The following is a 17,721-nucleotide window of genomic DNA, read 5'->3' as shown; positions in this document are numbered from 1 at the left end:
TTTATATGACTTTTACACCGATCATCGAGCCGCCATCGCCGGTTGAGGCGCTGAGCGACGTATTGATGCGCATTGTCTCCGAGCTTCACGACGTTGCCTACCTGATGGAACGGATCGAGCCACAGCTGATCGAACTGGGCGGCTCCGAAATCCTGAACTCCCCCGACAGCATGAAGGTGATGCAGGGCATCGATCTCGCCGTGCAGAAATCGCGCGGTCTCGCCGAATTCATCGACACCATCACCGGTGAAATTCCGCAGAACTGGTCGATCGATGTTGCCACCGCGCTGAGCCTTGTCAAGCTTGCCGAAATGCAGAAGGCACTCGGCGGCGGTACCCGCCACGGCCACTCCCAGCCGCTCAGCAAGGCTGCCGGCGACTTCGATTTCTTCTAATTCTGTAATTCATCCCCGCATGCGCCGAACGAAACGCTCGCACAAGTTTCGGCGTCTATTCGTCAAATGAGGCAATAAGCCTGCTTTGTCTTTGACGGATCGTGCGAGAACAGAATGAATCTGTTAAATCAATTAGTTCAGATTATTAAGAACTTTGGTTCGCTTGGGCGGACGCGTTTAATGATCCTTGGTGGGGTCGGCGCCGCTTCCATCGCAATCATCCTGGCGGCGGCAATTTTCGTCAACAAACCCGCTCAGGAAACGCTGTATGTCGGCCTCGAAACCACCGATCTAAACCAGATCAGCATGGCGCTCGCCGAGGCAAACGTCGATTTTCAGGTCGGATCGGACGGCGCTAGCATTACCGTACCGGCGGGCATGACGGGCAAGGCCCGGCTGCTGCTTGCCGAACGCGGCCTGCCGAACAGCGCCAATGCGGGTTACGAGCTCTTCGATAACGTCGGTTCGCTCGGCCTCACCTCCTTCATGCAGGAAGTGACCCGCGTCCGCGCCCTCGAAGGTGAAATCGCCCGCACCATTCAATCGATCTCGGGCATCACCGCCGCGCGTGTCCACATCGTCATGCCCGAGGTCGGCAATTTCCGGAAGGCCGAACAGAAGCCGACGGCCTCAGTGATGATTCGCGCCAGTGCCGCGACAGGGCGAAACGCCGCCACCTCGATCCGCCACCTGGTCGCCTCGGCTGTGCCGGGGCTTGATGTCGCTGACGTGACGATCCTCGATTCCGCCGGCCAGCTTCTCGCCTCGGGTGACGACGCCGCCAACGGCACGCTGAACCGCTCGCTCAATATTGTCCAGAATGTCCAGCAGGAAGTCGAATCGAACATCGACAAGGCGCTCGCCCCCTTCCTCGGCATGGACAACTTCCGCTCCAGCGTAACGGCCAACCTGAACACCGACGCCCAGCAGATCCAGGAAACCACCTACGATCCGGAATCCAAGGTCGAGCGCTCGGTCCGCTCCACGAAGGAAGCCCAGCAGTCGCAGCAGAACCAGGCCGACAACGCGACGACGGTCGAGCAGAACATTCCGCAGGCCGCACCTGAAGCCGGCGGCGCGACCGGCCCGCAATCGCAGGACAAGTCCGACAAGCGCGAAGAACAGACCAACTACGAAATCAACAGCAAGACCACGGCCACGACGCGCAACAGCTATCGGGTCGAAAAGCTCTCGGTCGCCGTCGTCGTCAACAAGGGGCGCATCGCCAAGATGGTGGGCGAACCCGCAGACCAGGCCAAGATCGATGCCTATCTCGCAGAGATGAAAAGCATCGTTGCCTCGGCCGCCGGCCTCGATACCAACCGCGGCGACGTGGTCACCGTCACCGCGATGGACTTCCTCGAGAACCAGCTCCTTGACGATGCCAACAGCGGCGTCCATGTCATGGACATGCTGAGCCGCAACCTCGCAGGTATCATCAACTCGCTGGCCTTCGTCGCGGTCGCCTTCGTGGTGGTCTGGCTGGGCGTGCGTCCTCTGATCCGCACCGTCAATGGCTCGGGTTCATCCTCCGCCGCAGTTTTCGGCGACGCCACCCCGGAATCGGCCGGTCTGGAACTGCCGGACTTCGCACCGGCGGGCGCTGCCGCGGGCGGCGCGCTCATGGATGGCTTCGGCTCCGACTTCGGCTTCGACAGCACCGAGGATCTGCTCAGTCTCGGCGACGACGACGGCAACTTCAACCGCCGCGTCAAGGAAGGTCCGGAACGCAAGCTCGCCCGTATGGTGGAGATCAACGAGGAACGCGCCGCGAAGATCCTCAGGAAATGGGCCATCGACGAAGCCGCATAATGAAAAGGCCGGGAAACCGGCCTTTTTCTTTCTCATCTGTGGATGTATCGGCCGGTAACAAGAACGTTACCGGCGCTCGCGACCGGCTCGTAAGGAGCCGGTTACTCTATTGCATGGAGTTCTGATGTAGAGATCGCCGGGTAGCGGGATGACGCCGTTCGCATGAGGCTCAAGCCTTGCATAAGATGGCCAGCGTAAGTATGTCTCCAGTAGAACGATGGATTGTTGCTTACGTGCGTTTGAAATTTGCTTTCGCCGGGCATTCGGTTGCGGCGCTTCCTTCGCCGGAACTGTGATAATTACGTCATTCAGACCGATAATTCCGTTCGTCGTCACTCGCGCATAAGGCGAGGAACGTTGCGGCCAATGCCAGAATCATCCTAGTTTCATATATCTTCGCGAGAGTGGAGTGGTGATCGAATCACCGCATGGAAGGTCGCAAAAGTAAATCCCCAGAAGTCGGAGATGGTGATTTACGATGGTTGGCTTACCCTTAGGTGATTCGAAGTGGGATTCGCGTGGGGCATGTGTTTGAATCCCTTTCACAAAACAGAACTTCTTTGCGAGAACCGACAGTTTCTCAGCCGCAGGTCACTGCCAATGGATATGGACATATTTCAGGCGAATAAAGGCGAGAAGCAGATGGCGAACTTCGTCGGCGCCAATGTGCCGGATCTTTTGCCGCGCGACGAACTGATCGATCGCCTTCGCGTCATCGCCGAAACCGGCAAATTGCACGCCGGCTTGCGGGCGCTGACCGAATATGTCGGCGCCATGCACTATCTGATGGCACGCTGCGATCTCATCCAGGAAAGTGGTCTGGACTTTATCGTTTCGTCCGACTGGCCCTTCGATCTGGTGAAGGAGGTCGCCAATGACCTGGTTGCGGGTTATGCGCGCTCGACCGAATTCGAGAAGTGCATGCAGGTGCTGCAGCCGGGCTTCGCACTCCTGCCGGACAGCGCCGATGTGCCGCACGGCGCGAGCCGCCAATATTGCTCACTGACCTTGAATGTCGGCCGCTCTCGCTTGGTGCTGATGTTCTTGTTCAGGGAAGGCTTCGTTCTTTCGCCGGAGCGTCTCCGGGACGTAGGCCTGCTTGCAGGTTATTTCGCAAGCTTCCTTCGGTGCGGGGGCACGAAGGTCGATCGCGATTTTGAACTGACGGACCGGGAGCTGGAATGCCTCTTCTGGATTGCGGAAGGCAAGACAAGCGATGAGATCGCTATGATCCTCGGCATCTCCCGGAATACTATCAATAACTATATCACCAGTGTGATGCGAAAGACTGCAACGAAGACGCGTTCCGAGGCGATAGCCTTCGCTGTTCGCAACAATCTCGTTTGAGGGGAATTATGGGGCATCAACCAGGCAGGGCGATAGGCAACACGGACCAGATGCGCATGGTACGTGTGAACAGGATTTCCAGCCGGTCTGACCTTTTCCCGCGCCTGATTGCCATGCAGAAGCTTGCGGATGCGCAAGGCTTCGCCGTCTTTCGTGTCACCGGCTCCGGCGTGCCGGCAAAGCAGCGACTGATCTGCGAGCTGGAAAACTGGGGTCCCTCGAATGCCGGCTTCGGCAAGGGCCTCGTCGATGCCCATGGCGAGGCTTTGCTCGACCATATCGATCGCTCACTGCTGCCCTTGTTCTGGGCCGGTAGCCATGATCGTGCAGCTCCTGGCCCTGCGGATTTCTCTCCCTTCATGGTAAGGCTGAAAGACGGCATAGTGCCTTTCTCCGGTCTCGCATTTCCAGTGCGCCTTGGCGCCATCGGCAATGGTTTCGTGCTTTTCACCGGCGACGATATCGATCCCTCGAGCGATACGATCATCGAACTGCATGGCCGGTGCTGCAATGTCATGATGGACCTGCTGTCGCTCGATGAGCGGCGTGCGGCGGCGACCGAAGCGCTAAGCGAGCGCGAGATCGCCTGCCTTCAGCTTGCCGGCGACGGCCGCATCAGCGAAGAAATCGCCGACAAGCTCGGCCTGTCCGTCCACACCGTGAACGCCTATCTCGGCTCGGCGACCATCAAGCTCGATTCGGTCAACCGCATCCAGGCGATCGCCAAGGCGATCCGCCTCGGCTACATCAGCTAGAGCAATTCCAGCAAAGTGCGCCGCGGGTTTGCGTCCGAAATTGCGTGAAACCAAAGAGATAGAGCAATTCCAGCGAAAGCGTGTAGCGGTTTTGCGTCCGGAAATGGCGTGAAACAAAGAGTTTAGAGCATTTCGTAATTCGAAGAAAAACAGAAAGGCTCTGAGAACGGCGAAGCCCGGCGCCTTCCGGGCCGGGCCTGAAATTTCCCAAGCGTAAAATGCTTTAGCCGGCGAGCGCCTGCGGCTTTGCCACGATATAGCGCGCTTCGTGCAGGCTTCTTTGGAGAAAAGCCGTGTTTGCGTCCGGATCGCTGGAGGCATTCTGGAAGGAAATATGATTGATCTCGATGCCGGCATGGTCTTCGGCCAGCGTCAGCTGCGCATAGACGGTCACGCCGCGCGGCTTGATTTCGAGATCGAGCACAACTTCGGGCTTACCGCCCCATTCCAGCGTGTAATTTCCCCCCAGGCCGAAGTTGACAGTGCCGGGATGGAAAAACAGTTCCGCTGCGGAAGCGACGAGGTCGGCGAGATTGCCGTAATACTCGAAACGCAGCAGAGAAATGAGATCGGATGCGTCCAGAAGCCTGAGCTCGGTTGCGACCGGGCTGATCGCTTCTGCAAGGATTTTTTCACGCTGGGCAGAGTAGGGGCATTTTTTCATTCGACTTATCTTACCCGTTTGTTCTTGGCCTCCGCGGCGTAAACCCGATGAATGAGTTCCGCGACGGCCTTATAGAAGACTGACGGTATGACACTATCCACCGAGACTTGCGCAAACATGGAGCGTGCGAGAGGTGGATCCTCGAAGACGGGGATGTTGTTTTTCTCAGCGATCTCTCTGATTTTCAACGCAATAAGGTCCTGGCCCTTGGCAAGAACGACCGGGGCATCGTTTTCCTCGCGCACATAGCGCAGCGCCACGGCATAGTGCGTCGGGTTGGCGATAACGAGGGTGGCGCGCTGGACACTGGCGATCATGCGCCGGCGGGCGCGGTCGCGCATGACGGAGCGCTGCCTGCTCTTGACGAAGGGGTCGCCCTGCGACTGCTTGTTTTCTTCCTTCACCTCGTGCTTCGTCATCTTCAGTTCGGTGAACCAGTGATAACGCGTCCAGAAGACGTCGGCGATCGCAACGATCGCGGTGGCGACCAGCATGACGATGATGATCTTGCGCATCGCCGTCATCATGCGAACCATGATCGTCGTCGGATCGGAGAACATCGCATCGATCGAGCCGAAATATTCGCTTCTAAGGACGAAGAAGAGAATCACTCCGACGACAACCACCTTGAACAGCGACTTACCGAATTCGACGAGGCCCTGAACGCTGAAGAGCCGCGACCATCCCTTGATCGGTGAAATACGCGAGGCCTGCGGACGGATGCGTTCGAGAACCGGCGTCGGCAGGTTCTGAAAGACGGAGGAGGCGATGCCGAACACCATGAACATGATGAAGGCAGGGGCCAGAAGCGCAGCCACGGCCCAGCCGAGCTTCGCAAACAGCGAGATGACGTCAGGCCCGGTCTCGATCTTCCACTGATCTGGCTGCTCGAAGATGTCACGCAGGGTCTCGGCCATGTGCGACGTTGCGCTGGGAAGGAAGAAGACGAGGTAGATGAAGGTCGCGAGAATCGTCGTGAAGATCGAAATTTCACGCGAGTGGGGGGTGTTACCTTTTTCGGCAGCATCAGACCGCTTTTTCGCGGTAGGGGCTTCTGTTTTGCTGTCCTTGTCTTCATCGGCCAAGTGTGCGGCCCTCCGTCAAAGAAAAAGGCCGCGACTGGAGCGCGGCCCATTTCCCAGAAGGGTAGTCTTGTGCGTGCTGCTGATCAACCGCCGCCTTGTGGGCGAGGGGTCTTGTCAACAACTGCGATTGCTTAGGCGGCCGCCGGGCCGCCTTCCTTTTCCTTGAGCTCGATCTGGCCGGCATTGGCCAGGCGGATCGCCTCCTGCGCGACGGCGCGCCGTGCAATCGCGATCTCGCGCGGATTGACGCCGGCCATGCCGCTCTGCAGATCCGATTCGATCATGCGGCGCTGGCGCGGACTGATGGAGGAAAGGACCGATTCGCGGATTTCGGCCGATGCGCCGCGCAGTGCGACGGTGAGAACGTCGGACGAAATATCGTTGAGCAGCATGACGCGGCTGCGCTGCGGCATCAACATGAGGTCTTCGAAGAGGAAGATCTTCGGGCGGACCTTGTTGACCGCCTCGCGGCTGATCGATTCGAGCGAGGTGAGCAGCGTGTCGACCTGCGGCTTGTCCATCTCGTTCATCAGGTCGGCGACCTTGGTGGAGCCTGATGCGTTGCGTTCCGCGTCGATCTCGGCAAGCAGCGTCATCACCTGGTTTTCGATGATCTGCGCGGCCTTTGGGCTGACGCCCTTCATGTTGACCGTACGGTTCATGATGTCGGCGCGGCGATTGTCAGGAAGCTGCATGAGCACCTTCGCACCGAAGGAAGAAGGCATCATGGACAGGATATAGGCAACGGTCTGCGGATGCTCGCGCAACAGGAACTTGGCGACGAAGGCAGGTTCCGCCTCGGCGAGGCGGTCCCAGATGGAGGTTTCGTAGGCCTGGAAAGCGGTACGACGGCCAAGCAGGCTGTCGACTTCGTCAGGCGTCAGCCCTTCCTCGAGGATGGCCTCGATCGCCTTGGCGTTGTCCATCAGACCGGCGCCTTCGGTGAAGAGATCTTCGAATTCGCCGACGAGCTGAAGCAACTCGTCCGGCGGAATGGCGCGAAGGGCCTGGGCAGATCCGATGATGGTCTGCAACTCGGCCTGCGTGAAATATTTCAGCAGTCGGCCGGCGACCCCCTTCCCCATAGCGAGAAGAACTGCCGCCGCCTTTTCAGCCTGGGTCAACGGTTTCCCGGCAAGTGCGCCGCCGAAATCGTCAAAGTCCATCATGGTCTAACCTCTCCGTCCCACACAGGGATCAGGCTTTTTTCGTGCTCAAAACTTCTATCAGTTTTACACCGAAACGCGTGTCGTCGTTATCAAGAACCGTAATCTCGCCGCGCGCAATCCTGCGGCCGTTCACCATTATCTCGACCGGCTCGCCGATCTTCTTGTCGAGCGCAATGGTAGCACCCTCGGTGAGGTTCATCAGGCCGGAAACCTGCATGCGGCTCGTCCCGAGCACGATCTGGACGTCGATAGGAATGTCCATGATCAGGTCGAAGTTCGAGTTCAGTGCGCTGCCGAGCGGTGCCGGAGCGGACTGGAAGGAGTTGCCGCCGAAGCTCGGCGCGGCGTCAAGATTGGGAAAACCTGCTGCACCCATGCCGGCGGCATTGTCGCCGAAATCGCCACCCCCGAAATCGCTTCCTGCGAAATCGGCACCGCCGAAGGACGTTTCGCCGGCATCACCGCCGAAGGGCGAAAGGTCCGTTCCTGCTGCGAAAGCATCGTTCTGCAGGTCGTCGCCGAACTGCGAAAGGTCGCCGTCCGAATCTTTCCTCAGCACGCCGCGCAGATCGTCGATAGCCTGATCCAGATCGGCTTCATTGCCCGGCATGTCCAGGGAGAGGTCACTATTCTGCTGTGTCTTCTTCGTAGCCATGAAATCACTATTCCAGTTGAAACTTGCCTCAAACTGCCTTTGTGGCACCGAGAGCGAGAGAACCGATTAATTCATTAAGTGCCGGATCAGCTCATCATCCGAATTCATGGTGTCTTTCACTCGCACCATGTAGTTGTCGCCTGAACGCCCGAACTCGCACACATACAATTCCCGGCTGTTGGCGCTGACTTCGACGCGTACGTCGCCGCTGTCGCGGAAAGGAATGACGTCACCGGCCATCAGCTTGGAAATCGTCCGCAATGTCAGGTCCTGCAGGTGGATCTTCGCTTCGAGCGTCACGTGCGAGCGGCGAACCTGGTCGCCGATCTGCTCGGTGAACTCTGGCGATTTGCTGGGCTGCTTCTTCGGTTTCGGGGCCGAAACCGTGGTCTTGAGCAGCGCCGTCTGCGGCACGATCAGGCTGAATTCGGAAACGATGCCGGCAAGCGTGATCGACATGTTGATCGCAGCAGCAAATTCGTCGGTGCGATCTTCCGGCGGACGTACACGGGCCTCATGCGCGAAGGGAGCCGAGAGGCTGGGTTCGAAACCGCCGGGCGCGTTGACGGCCGAACGCAGCACCTTGGAAATCTTGTCGAACACCATGCCGGCGAGGTCGAGCTCGATAACGGAGAGAAGCCGGTCGGCCGGCTCCTCGATCGTTTCGGCAGCAGCGCCAAGCAGATGTTCCATCAGGGTAATGATGAAACTGTTGCCACAGGCGATGGTGATATTCTGGGACCAATTGCGCAGCGTCGCATCGACCAGCGTCATGTTGGTGCTGAGATCGTCGATCAGATGATTCTTGTAACCGATCTCGCAGCCAAGATAGCCGACTGTCACATCGAGGCCGGTTTCGCTTTTCAGGACATCGGGAAAGAATTCGCTGTAGATGTCGCCGAAGGAACTGCAGAGCTTGGCAACCCTGCCCCTGTCGCCGAGACCGCCGGTCAATTTGGCAAGAAGGGCGGGATCCATTGTCTGCTTGTCATGCGAAGCATTGCTCATAGTCATTTAAGCTGCCTTGTTTTCGCCACCTGGGTTCATCATTTCCTGTTCCACTGCGTCGATCGACGGGCGTTCATACGCCGAGATCGTCTTGCGGCCGTATTCGAGGGCGACCTGCGGCACCGAGCCGTTCATGTAAGCAAGCAGGGTCTGCTTGACGACGACATAGAGCCGGTGCTGCTTGGAGCGGACGACCTTGATCTGCGAGACCAGGGGGGAGCAGACGCAGTAGGAAAGCAGAATGCCGAGGAATGTGCCGACGAGTGCCGAACCGATGAGGTGGCCGAGCACTTCCGGCGAGTCGTTGATATGCGCCATGGCCTTGATGACGCCGAGAACCGCCGCGACGATACCGATGGCGGGGAACGAATCGCCCATGATCTGGATCGCGTGGTAAGGCTTCATCTTGTCATGGAGGATGGTGTTGATTTCTTCGTCCATCAGCGCCTCGATCTCGTGGGAGCGGGCGTTGCCGATGATGATCAGGCGCACGTAGTCGCAGATGAAGGCCGTCAGTTCCTTATTCTTCAGAACTGTCGGGGCTGACTGGAAGATCGTCGATTCCGCTGGATTGTCGATATGCGCTTCGATTTCGTTGCGCGATTTCGTACGCAGGTCGCGCATCAGCGAATAGAGCACGCCGAGCGTATCGAGATAATTGCGCTCCTTGGGAACGGAGTGCTTGAAGGCCTCGCCGAGCGCCTTGCCGGAGTCCTTCACCACCTTCATGGGGTTCGCCATGATGAAGCTGCCGAGGCCGGCGCCGCCGATGATCAGGAATTCGAAGGGCTGAAAAAGAGCATCGATTTCGCCGCCCATGGCCATGAAGCTACCGACGATACAGCCGCAGACAACTACAAATCCGATAATAATATTCATCGTCAGCCCAATCTGAACGTTGCTTTTCTTTGCGACGGATAGGGTTTGTGCCTTGCGTGAGGCTGATGAACGCGGCTTTTGCGTATTCATTTGCGCTGCCAGCTTCGCGCAAGGATTTGCCTTCACATTGAACGTGACGAGTGGGCCTATGCGCGCCCATGTCTGAGATGCCGCTCAGCGGAACCCGTGGCCGAACGAAAAGGAGCCCGGTGTTTCGTCCCGTTTATCGCCAATGTGGAGCTTACCGACATGCAATCCGGTCTTTACGTTTCCCTGTCGTCGCAGATGGCCCTCGAAAAACGCCTTACGACGATCGCCGACAACATGGCCAACGTGAACACGACCGGTTTTCGCGGCACTGAGGTAAAGTTCGATGAAATGTTGGCGAACAACGAGAACAAGACGAACACCAAGGTCGCCTTTGTCTCCCAGGGCAACGACTACCTGGACACCACTCATGGCGAAATGCAGCACACCGGCAATATGCTTGACTTCGCCATCAAGGGCGATGCCTGGTTCTCTCTCGATACGCCCGCCGGCCGCGTTCTGACGAGAGACGGCCGCTTCACGATCCGTGATACCGGCGAGCTGGTTTCCGTCCGCGGCTATCCGGTTCTCGATGCAGGCGGTGCGCCGATCGTGCTCAACACCGCCGGCGGCGAGCCGAAGGTCGGAACTGATGGCATCATCTATCAGAATGACCGCCAGGTCGGTTCACTCGGCCTCTTCGAAGCCGATATCAGCAAGGGTTTTCTGCGCTACGAAAACAGCGGCATCATGACGACCGAGCAGCCGCGCGCCGTCGTCGACCGCTTCAATGTCGGTGTCGAGCAGGGCTATCTCGAAAATTCCAACGTCAATGCGATGCACGAGATGACGCAGCTCATCGAGGTGAATCGCGCCTTCGAAAGCGTATCGTCGCTGATGCGCGACAGCGAAGACTCGTTCAAGGAAGCAGTTCAGACGCTCGGCGGCAGCCGCTAAGGCAGGGTGTGAAGCATGAACACCACCCTGTTGACCGAGGACGCGCTCTCGCCGAAGCTCACATATCTCGGCGACCTTGCAAAGCGCTACACGTCGCCGGAATTCTCCGTGACCCATGGCGGTCGCGTGCACACCATCGCCGCCGGCCACTATACCGTCCGCGGCCTTTCCCGGCATGTGCGGCTTGGCGAGTTCGTGGCGCATAAATCCGCGACGGGTGTCCATCTTGGCGAAGTCGTCAGGGTAGAGCCGGACCTGGTTTACGTCTGCCCGATCGAACCAGGCGAGCCGATCGGCATCCACGACATCGTTATCCGCAAGGGTGCCTTCCGCATCTCTCCGTCGGACAGCTGGTGCGGCCGCACCATCAATTCTCTCTGCGAGCCGATCGACGGTCTCGGCCCGATCACCGAGGGCCTGGACCGCCGTTCGATCTCGAACACTGCGCCGCCTTCGATGACGCGTCAGCGCGTCGAAAACGGCTTCAAGACCGGCGTGCGGGCGATCGATATCTTCTCGCCGCTCTGCCTCGGCCAGCGTCTCGGCATTTTCGCCGGCTCCGGCGTCGGCAAGTCGACATTGCTGTCGATGCTTGCCCGCGCCGACGCCTTCGACAAGGTGGTGATTGCGCTGGTCGGCGAGCGCGGTCGCGAAGTCCGCGAATTCATCGAGGATACGCTCGGCGCCAATATGAAGAAGGCGATTGCCGTCGTCGCTACCAGCGATGAGAGCCCGATGCTGCGCAAGATGGCGCCGCTAACGGCCGTAACCATCGCCGAACACTTCCGCGACAGAGGCGAAAACGTCCTCTTCATCGTTGATAGTGTCACGCGTTTCGCCCACGCGATCCGCGAAGTGGCGACTGCTTCCGGCGAGCCGCCGATTGCGCGCGGCTATCCGGCTTCCGTCTTCACTGAGCTGCCGCGTCTTCTTGAGCGCGCTGGTCCCGGTCCGGAAGGCGCCGGCACCATCACCGCGATCATCTCCATCCTCGTCGATGGCGACAATCATAACGATCCGATCGCCGACTCCACCCGCGGTATTCTGGACGGTCATATCGTTCTCCAGCGAAGCCTGGCGGAGGAGGGGCGCTACCCGCCGATCGATCCGCTCGCATCCATCTCGCGTCTTGCACGCAAGGCCTGGACTCCGGATCAGGAGAAGCTGGTTTCCCGCCTAAAGGTGCTGATCCACCGATTTGAGGAGACGCGCGACCTGCGCCTTATCGGAGGCTACCGTCCAGGCGCCGATCCTGATCTCGACATGGCGGTCAAGCAGGTGCCGATCATCTATGACGTCCTGAAACAATCTCCGGGAGACCGCGAATCGCTTGATGCCTTCGCCGATCTTGCCGGTGCTCTCAAGGCCGCCGCCGGCGTACCCACTCCGAGTGCGCCTATTCAAAGGAGGGCCTGATCATGGCCGATTTCGAAGACGAACGGATCGCCGCGCTGAAAGAGCGCAACAAGGGAGCGCTGCTCGACCGCGCGCTGACCTTCTTGGGTCTGGCACTTGCCGGCGCCTCCGCCTTCTTCCCCTGGTACGTCTTCTTCAACGCGGACAAGTTCGGCATCAGCGTTGCCGATAGCAATGCTTCTCGTGAATTGCCGAACTGGCCGGCGCGCAACGTCTTCAGCGTTTCGCCACTCGCCATGGTCAACAAGAACGATGAAGGCAAGAAAGTCCCACCGATCGACAACATGACGACGGCAACCGTTTCCGAGCTCGGCAAGGAGCGCAACGGCGATGCCTCGATGGAGGATCAGCCTTTCCCCGGCAAAGGCTCTTTCCGCCTGCTGCATGTGGCCAACGGCCGGGCGCTCATTGAAGATCCTTCGGGCATGTATGTCGTGCGCGTCGGATCGATCCTGCCTGACGAAAGCCGCCTTGCCACATTGGAACAGCGCGACGGCAAGTGGGTAATCGTTACCTCCAAAGGTGAGATCTACCAGAACAACTAGTTCAGGCAAAAAGACAAATCGCTGCGAGCCCGTGTCGGAAAACGGTCGGGCGGCGGTTGGTCGGTGTCTGCAAGTAACCCCGAAGAATGGCCTGTAAAGCCTGCATTTACCGTAAGTCCCACGCAAGATTACCGCCCTAGGTTCGGCGTAGTAAAAACGGAGAGTTTCATGCAACCGATTCAACTTTTCGACTTGGCTTCAAAGCAGGCGGAATGGCTGACGATCCGTCAGGAGGTTGTTGCCGGCAACATCGCGAATGCAAACACGCCGAAGTTCCGTGCGAAGGATGTGACGCCTTTTCAGGCGGTGCTCGACCAGTCGGACGTCACCATGGCACGCACCAATCCGATGCATCTGAGCGGCAACGATTTCAGCACGAGCGGCGACATCGACGTGAAGGATGCAGCACTCGATCAGGAAATCGGCGTGCAGGAATCCGGCAACACCGTCGGTGTCGCGGAAGAACTCTCCAAATCGGGCGAGATCAAGCGTCAGTACGACCTGAACACCTCGCTCGTTAGTTCCTTTCATCGAATGATGTTGATGACCGTAAGGAAGTAGGCGCATGGATCCGCTTTCAGCAGCAATGAAAATCGCAGGTTCCGGGCTCGAGTCGCAGTCGACACGTCTGCGTATCGTCTCGGAAAACATCGCCAACGCCCGTTCGACTGGCGACACTCCGGGTGCCGATCCCTATCGCCGCAAGACCATCACCTTCGGCCAGCAGATGGATCGCGCCAGCGGTGTCGAGACCGTCAACGTCAAGAAGATCGGTGTCGACGAGGGCGATTTCACCAAGGAATACGACCCCAGCAATCCGGCTGCGGACGAGAAGGGCATCGTCAAGATGCCGAACGTCAACATCCTGATCGAGATGGCCGACATGCGCGAAGCCAACCGTTCCTATGACGCCAATCTGCAGACGATCAAGCAGACTCGCGACCTCATTTCCTCGACGATCGATCTCCTGAAGAGCGGACAATAATGATCAGCAGCGTACAGAACGTAACCAATCTCTCGATGACCCGCGCGCTCGGCGCCATCGATACCGAAAATTCCGCCTCCTCCTCAAGCGTGACGTCGTCTGCCGCAGCCGGCGCATCCGGCGGCCTGAGCTTCGCCTCCGTCATGGGCAACATGGCGAGCGAAGCAGTTAACAGCCTGAAGGGCGCGGAAAACATGTCCTTTGCCGGCATCAAGGGCACGGCCTCCACGCGCGAAGTCGTCGATTCCATGCTGCAGGCGGAGCAGACGCTCCAGACTGCAATCGCTATTCGCGACAAGGTCGTCTCGGCCTTCCTCGAAGTCACCAAGATGCAGATGTAACTGATTTGAGGACGAACACATGAGAGCGCTCGCCATCGCAGCAACGGGCATGGATGCCCAGCAGACCAATCTGGAAGTCATCGCGAACAACATCGCGAACATCAATACGACCGGTTTCAAGCGCGCCCGCGCCGAATTCACCGATCTTCTCTATCAGACCGAGCGCGCCAAGGGTGTCGCCAATCGCGCCAACCAGGCTGTCGTTCCCGAAGGCGCCAACATCGGTCTCGGCGTCCAGACCTCGGCCGTGCGCAACCTGCATCTGCAGGGTGAATTGACCCAGACCGGTAACGACCTCGATGTCGCGATCGTCGGCAAGGGTTTCTTCCAGATTCAGTCGACCGATGGCACGACGCTCTATAGCCGTGCCGGTGCGCTCAACAAGAACGATCAGGGCCAGCTCGTCAACATCGACGGTTATGAAGTCATCCCCGGCGTCACTATTCCGCAGGGTTCCACAGAGCTGACGATCAGCCGCTCTGGCGAAATCACCGCCAAGCTGCCCGGCCAGACCACTCCGACCACTCTCGGCCAGCTTACGCTCGCCGACTTCGTCAACGAGGCAGGCTTGCAGCCGATTGGCGACAACCTCTTCCAGGAAACGCCGGCATCCGGCGAAGCGGTCATCAGCAATCCCGACGAAGACAACATGGGCTACCTCAAGCAGGGCTACCTGGAATCCTCCAACGTCGACCCGGTCAAGGAAATCACCGAGCTGATATCGGCCCAGCGCGCTTATGAAATGAATTCCAAGGTGATCACGACAGCTGATGAAATGGCATCCATCGTCAGCAAGAACCTGAAGTAAGAGGGAAGGGCCGAACATGATGTTTCGCCGGGCAGGACACATCCAAGGATGGGTGGCTGCGGCCACGATCGCAATCGCTGGCATGGTCATGCCGGCCGCAGCGGATGCCGGCATGGGTTATGCCGTCGTCCCGACGACGATCATCTATCCCGGCGACACGATTTCGAGCGCTCAGCTTCAGGAAGTCGAGGTCACCAATCCCAACCTCGCCGGAGATTACGCAAAGTCGATCTCCCAGGTCGAGGGGCTGGTTTCCAAGCGCACGCTCCTGCCGGGGCGGACGATTTCGATCTCCGCCCTGCGCGAGCCCTATACGGTCACGCGCGGTTCCAATATCCGCCTGGTCTTCCAGCTTGGCCAGATGACCATTTCCGCTGCCGGATCGCCTCTTGAAGATGGTGCGACCGGCCAGATGATCCGTGCACGCAATATGGACTCCGGCGTCATCGTCAGCGGCACCGTGCTCGCTGACGGCACGGTCCATGTGAGGGCAAAATGAAATTCTTCTTTCGCATTCTGAGCCTGATCGCGGTTCTGGCGATGAGTCTGACCGATGTCGCGCCCGCCTGGGCGCTGACGTCCCGCATCAAGGACATTGCTTCGCTGCAGGCCGGCCGTGACAACCAGCTCATCGGTTACGGCCTCATCGTTGGCCTGCAGGGCACCGGCGACGGTTTCCGTGCTTCGCCTTTCACCGAGCAATCCATGCGCGCGATGCTGCAGAACCTCGGCATTTCCACGCAGGGCAGCCAGTCGAATGCCAAGAACACGGCGGCCGTCATGGTCACCGCCAACCTGCCGCCCTTCGCAAGCCCCGGCAGCCGCATTGACGTGACGGTCAGCTCGCTCGGCGATGCGACGTCGCTGCGTGGCGGCACGCTCATCATGACTTCGCTGTCTGGCGCCGATGGCCAGATCTATGCCGTCGCCCAGGGCGCCGTCATCGTCTCCGGCTTCCAGGCGCAGGGGCAGGCCGCGACCGTGACCGAAGGTGTGACAACGGCCGGTCGTGTGCCCGGCGGCGCCATTATCGAGCGCGAACTGCCGTCCCGCTTCAAGGATTCGGTCAATCTCGTCCTGCAGCTTCGCAACCCGGACTTCTCCACCGCGATCCGTATTGCCGATATCGTCAACGGCTACGCCAAGGCACGCTTCGGCGGCCCGGTCGCGGAAGCCAAGGATTCACAGGAAGTCGTCATCGAAAAGCCGCGCGAAGCAGATCTAACGCGCCTGATGGCCGATCTCGAAAATCTGGTGGTCGAGACCGACACGCCGGCCAAGGTCGTCATCAACGAACGCACCGGCACGATCGTCATCGGCTCGGACGTTCGCGTCTCGCCAGTCGCCGTCAGCTACGGCACGTTGACCGTGCAGGTGACCGAAACGCCGCAGATCATCCAGCCGGAGCCCTTCTCGCGCGGTGAGACCGCTGTCCAGCCGCAGACGGATATCCAGGCGCAGAAAACGGGCGGACGAGTCGCTATCATCGACGGTCCTGACCTGCGCACCCTCGTTGCCGGTCTCAACAATATCGGCGTCAAACCGGATGGCATCATCGCCATTCTCCAGGGCATCAAATCTGCAGGCGCCCTGCAGGCGGAGCTTGTGCTGCAATGAGCGAGATCACGAACCAGAACCCGATCGTCGAACTGTTGCGCCGGCTGGCATTGCCGGCCGCAGGCCTCGTGCTGCTTTCCATTCCCGGCGCCTTCGCCCAGGAAGTGGCGCCGGCAGGCGACATTACCTCGACGGACGAGGTCAAGCAGTTCTGCACGAATATTGCCGATCCGGCCCGTGATCAGCGCTATCTCCTGCAGAAACAGGAGCTCGAGAAGCTGCGCGCCGATATCGACAGCCGCGTTGCCGAGATGGACAAGCGCAAGGCCGAATACCAGGACTGGCTGAAGCGGCGTGATGATTTCCTCAAGCAGGCCGAGGCAGGCCTGACGGATATCTACAAGAAGATGAAGCCGGATGCTGCAGCCCTGCAACTGCAGGACGTCAGGCCCGAACTGGCCGCCGCCGTCATCATGCGGCTCGGGCCGCGCCAGTCCAGCCTGATCCTGAACGAGATGGATTCCACCAAGGCCGCAACCATCGCCGGCATTATAGCAAGTGCGTCTGATCCCAATACCTCGAAGGATCCTTCATGAATAAGCGTTTACCGGCTGTGATCGCCGCTGTCGCCCTCCTTGCCGGCTGCCAGTCCACGGCAGTCAACGAGATCGGCCGCGCGCCTGCCATGAGCCCGATCGGCAGCGGTCTCGCCTACGGCCAGACGCCGCAGATGGGGCTCTATCCGAAGCAGCCGCGCGCGGTGGCCCAGGGATATTCGCTGTGGAGCGATTCGCAGGCCGCGCTCTTTAAGGATGCGCGCGCGCTCAACGTCGGCGATATCCTGACGGTCGATATCCAGATCAACGACAAGGGATCCTTCGACAACGAGACCAATCGCAGCCGCAAGAATTCGAGCGGCATGAATTGGGATGTCAACGCCCAGGTCTTCGGTTGGACCCCGCAGTCCAAGACGGATCTGACCTACGGTTCCGACACGAGCACGGACGGCAAGGGCAAGATCGAGCGCACCGACAAGCTCAACCTTCTGGTTGCTGCGGTAGTGACCGGCATTCTCGAAAACGGCAATCTGGTTATCAGCGGTTCGCAGGAAGTTCGCCTGAACCAGGAACTGCGTATCCTCAACGTCGCCGGTATCGTACGTCCGCAGGACGTCAATTCCGACAACCAGATCTCCTACGACAAGATCGCCGAAGCCCGTATTTCCTACGGTGGTCGCGGCCGCCTGATGGAAGTGCAGCAGCCGCCGCGCGGCCAGCAGGCCGTCGATCTCTTCTCGCCGCTTTGAGGCTGAACCA

At 59.4% G+C, this 17,721-nt stretch carries 21 protein-coding genes; 15 read left to right on the top strand and 6 right to left on the bottom strand.

Annotation, left to right across the window (positions count from 1 at the left end):
• Nucleotides 1-5 precede the first annotated feature (5 nt).
• From cheT to visR, 4 genes are all read left to right on the top strand, one after another.
• Nucleotides 6-395 carry a chemotaxis protein CheT gene (gene cheT / locus H4W29_RS06265; protein ID WP_183728524.1) on the top strand — a complete coding sequence of 130 codons (390 nt, stop codon included), beginning with the start codon at nt 6-8 and terminating at the stop codon, nt 393-395.
• 114 nt (nt 396-509) lie between these two features.
• Nucleotides 510-2,207, top strand: coding sequence for a flagellar basal-body MS-ring/collar protein FliF (fliF, locus tag H4W29_RS06260; RefSeq protein ID WP_192728157.1), 1,698 nt, complete (start codon nt 510-512; stop codon nt 2,205-2,207).
• 600 nt (nt 2,208-2,807) lie between these two features.
• The gene (gene visN / locus H4W29_RS06255) at nt 2,808-3,554 is read left to right on the top strand and encodes a transcriptional regulator VisN (protein ID WP_192728156.1); all 747 of its coding nucleotides are present in this window, start codon (nt 2,808-2,810) and stop codon (nt 3,552-3,554) included.
• Between the two features lie 8 nt (nt 3,555-3,562).
• The gene (gene visR / locus H4W29_RS06250; RefSeq protein WP_192728155.1) at nt 3,563-4,309 is read left to right on the top strand and encodes a transcriptional regulator VisR; all 747 of its coding nucleotides are present in this window, start codon (nt 3,563-3,565) and stop codon (nt 4,307-4,309) included.
• Between the two features lie 223 nt (nt 4,310-4,532).
• Here visR and H4W29_RS06245 read toward each other — a convergent pair whose 3' ends face one another.
• The 6 genes from H4W29_RS06245 to motA all read right to left on the bottom strand — a co-directional run bounded on the left by H4W29_RS06245 (nt 4,533) and on the right by motA (nt 9,769).
• Nucleotides 4,533-4,973 (bottom strand): BspJ family T4SS effector nucleomodulin, encoded by a 441-nt coding sequence (locus H4W29_RS06245; RefSeq protein ID WP_112541535.1) that lies wholly within the window; start codon nt 4,971-4,973, stop codon nt 4,533-4,535.
• 5 nt (nt 4,974-4,978) lie between these two features.
• A complete protein-coding gene (flhB, locus tag H4W29_RS06240) occupies nt 4,979-6,058 on the bottom strand; it encodes a flagellar biosynthesis protein FlhB (protein ID WP_192728154.1) in 1,080 nt (359 codons plus the stop codon).
• Nucleotides 6,059-6,189: 131 nt separating this feature from the next.
• Entirely contained in the window at nt 6,190-7,227 is a 1,038-nt protein-coding gene (fliG, locus tag H4W29_RS06235; protein ID WP_192728153.1) for a flagellar motor switch protein FliG, read from the bottom strand.
• 28 nt (nt 7,228-7,255) lie between these two features.
• Nucleotides 7,256-7,882, bottom strand: a complete 627-nt coding sequence (gene fliN / locus H4W29_RS06230; RefSeq protein ID WP_192728152.1) for a flagellar motor switch protein FliN — start codon at nt 7,880-7,882, stop codon at nt 7,256-7,258.
• A 66-nt stretch (nt 7,883-7,948) separates the two neighbouring features.
• Nucleotides 7,949-8,896, bottom strand: coding sequence for a FliM/FliN family flagellar motor switch protein (locus tag H4W29_RS06225; RefSeq protein ID WP_192728151.1), 948 nt, complete (start codon nt 8,894-8,896; stop codon nt 7,949-7,951).
• The gene (gene motA / locus H4W29_RS06220; protein ID WP_192728150.1) at nt 8,897-9,769 is read right to left on the bottom strand and encodes a flagellar motor stator protein MotA; all 873 of its coding nucleotides are present in this window, start codon (nt 9,767-9,769) and stop codon (nt 8,897-8,899) included.
• 249 nt (nt 9,770-10,018) lie between these two features.
• On the opposite strand from motA, the gene flgF reads away from it, so the two are divergent.
• From flgF to flgH, 11 genes are all read left to right on the top strand, one after another.
• Nucleotides 10,019-10,753, top strand: coding sequence for a flagellar basal-body rod protein FlgF (gene flgF / locus H4W29_RS06215; protein WP_192728149.1), 735 nt, complete (start codon nt 10,019-10,021; stop codon nt 10,751-10,753).
• 15 nt (nt 10,754-10,768) lie between these two features.
• The gene (fliI, locus tag H4W29_RS06210; RefSeq protein WP_192728148.1) at nt 10,769-12,169 is read left to right on the top strand and encodes a flagellar protein export ATPase FliI; all 1,401 of its coding nucleotides are present in this window, start codon (nt 10,769-10,771) and stop codon (nt 12,167-12,169) included.
• A 2-nt stretch (nt 12,170-12,171) separates the two neighbouring features.
• Nucleotides 12,172-12,714, top strand: coding sequence for a flagellar protein (locus H4W29_RS06205; protein WP_192728147.1), 543 nt, complete (start codon nt 12,172-12,174; stop codon nt 12,712-12,714).
• Nucleotides 12,715-12,882: 168 nt separating this feature from the next.
• Complete coding sequence (gene flgB, locus H4W29_RS06200; RefSeq protein WP_007816099.1) at nt 12,883-13,275, top strand: flagellar basal body rod protein FlgB; 393 nt, start codon at nt 12,883-12,885, stop codon at nt 13,273-13,275.
• Nucleotides 13,276-13,279: 4 nt separating this feature from the next.
• Complete coding sequence (gene flgC, locus H4W29_RS06195; RefSeq protein WP_192728146.1) at nt 13,280-13,699, top strand: flagellar basal body rod protein FlgC; 420 nt, start codon at nt 13,280-13,282, stop codon at nt 13,697-13,699.
• Complete coding sequence (fliE, locus tag H4W29_RS06190) at nt 13,699-14,040, top strand: flagellar hook-basal body complex protein FliE (protein WP_192728145.1); 342 nt, start codon at nt 13,699-13,701, stop codon at nt 14,038-14,040. Before flgC ends, fliE begins: the two co-directional genes overlap by 1 nt.
• Before the next feature lie 19 nt (nt 14,041-14,059).
• Nucleotides 14,060-14,848: a flagellar basal-body rod protein FlgG gene (flgG, locus tag H4W29_RS06185; protein ID WP_113298565.1), complete on the top strand. Its 789-nt coding sequence runs from the start codon at nt 14,060-14,062 to the stop codon at nt 14,846-14,848.
• A 16-nt stretch (nt 14,849-14,864) separates the two neighbouring features.
• Nucleotides 14,865-15,347, top strand: a complete 483-nt coding sequence (gene flgA / locus H4W29_RS06180) for a flagellar basal body P-ring formation chaperone FlgA (RefSeq protein WP_192728144.1) — start codon at nt 14,865-14,867, stop codon at nt 15,345-15,347.
• Nucleotides 15,344-16,465, top strand: a complete 1,122-nt coding sequence (locus H4W29_RS06175) for a flagellar basal body P-ring protein FlgI (RefSeq protein ID WP_192728143.1) — start codon at nt 15,344-15,346, stop codon at nt 16,463-16,465. Before flgA ends, H4W29_RS06175 begins: the two co-directional genes overlap by 4 nt.
• Complete coding sequence (locus H4W29_RS06170) at nt 16,462-17,001, top strand: MotE family protein (protein ID WP_192728142.1); 540 nt, start codon at nt 16,462-16,464, stop codon at nt 16,999-17,001. Before H4W29_RS06175 ends, H4W29_RS06170 begins: the two co-directional genes overlap by 4 nt.
• Nucleotides 16,998-17,711 (top strand): flagellar basal body L-ring protein FlgH, encoded by a 714-nt coding sequence (flgH, locus tag H4W29_RS06165; RefSeq protein ID WP_183748968.1) that lies wholly within the window; start codon nt 16,998-17,000, stop codon nt 17,709-17,711. The genes H4W29_RS06170 and flgH overlap by 4 nt, the downstream gene beginning before the upstream one ends.
• The last annotated feature ends 10 nt before the right edge of the window (nt 17,712-17,721 follow it).

It is taken from the genome of Rhizobium viscosum, assembly GCF_014873945.1.
GTDB lineage: Bacteria > Pseudomonadota > Alphaproteobacteria > Rhizobiales > Rhizobiaceae > Rhizobium > Rhizobium viscosum.
This window is presented reverse-complemented; position numbering and strand designations above follow the sequence as displayed.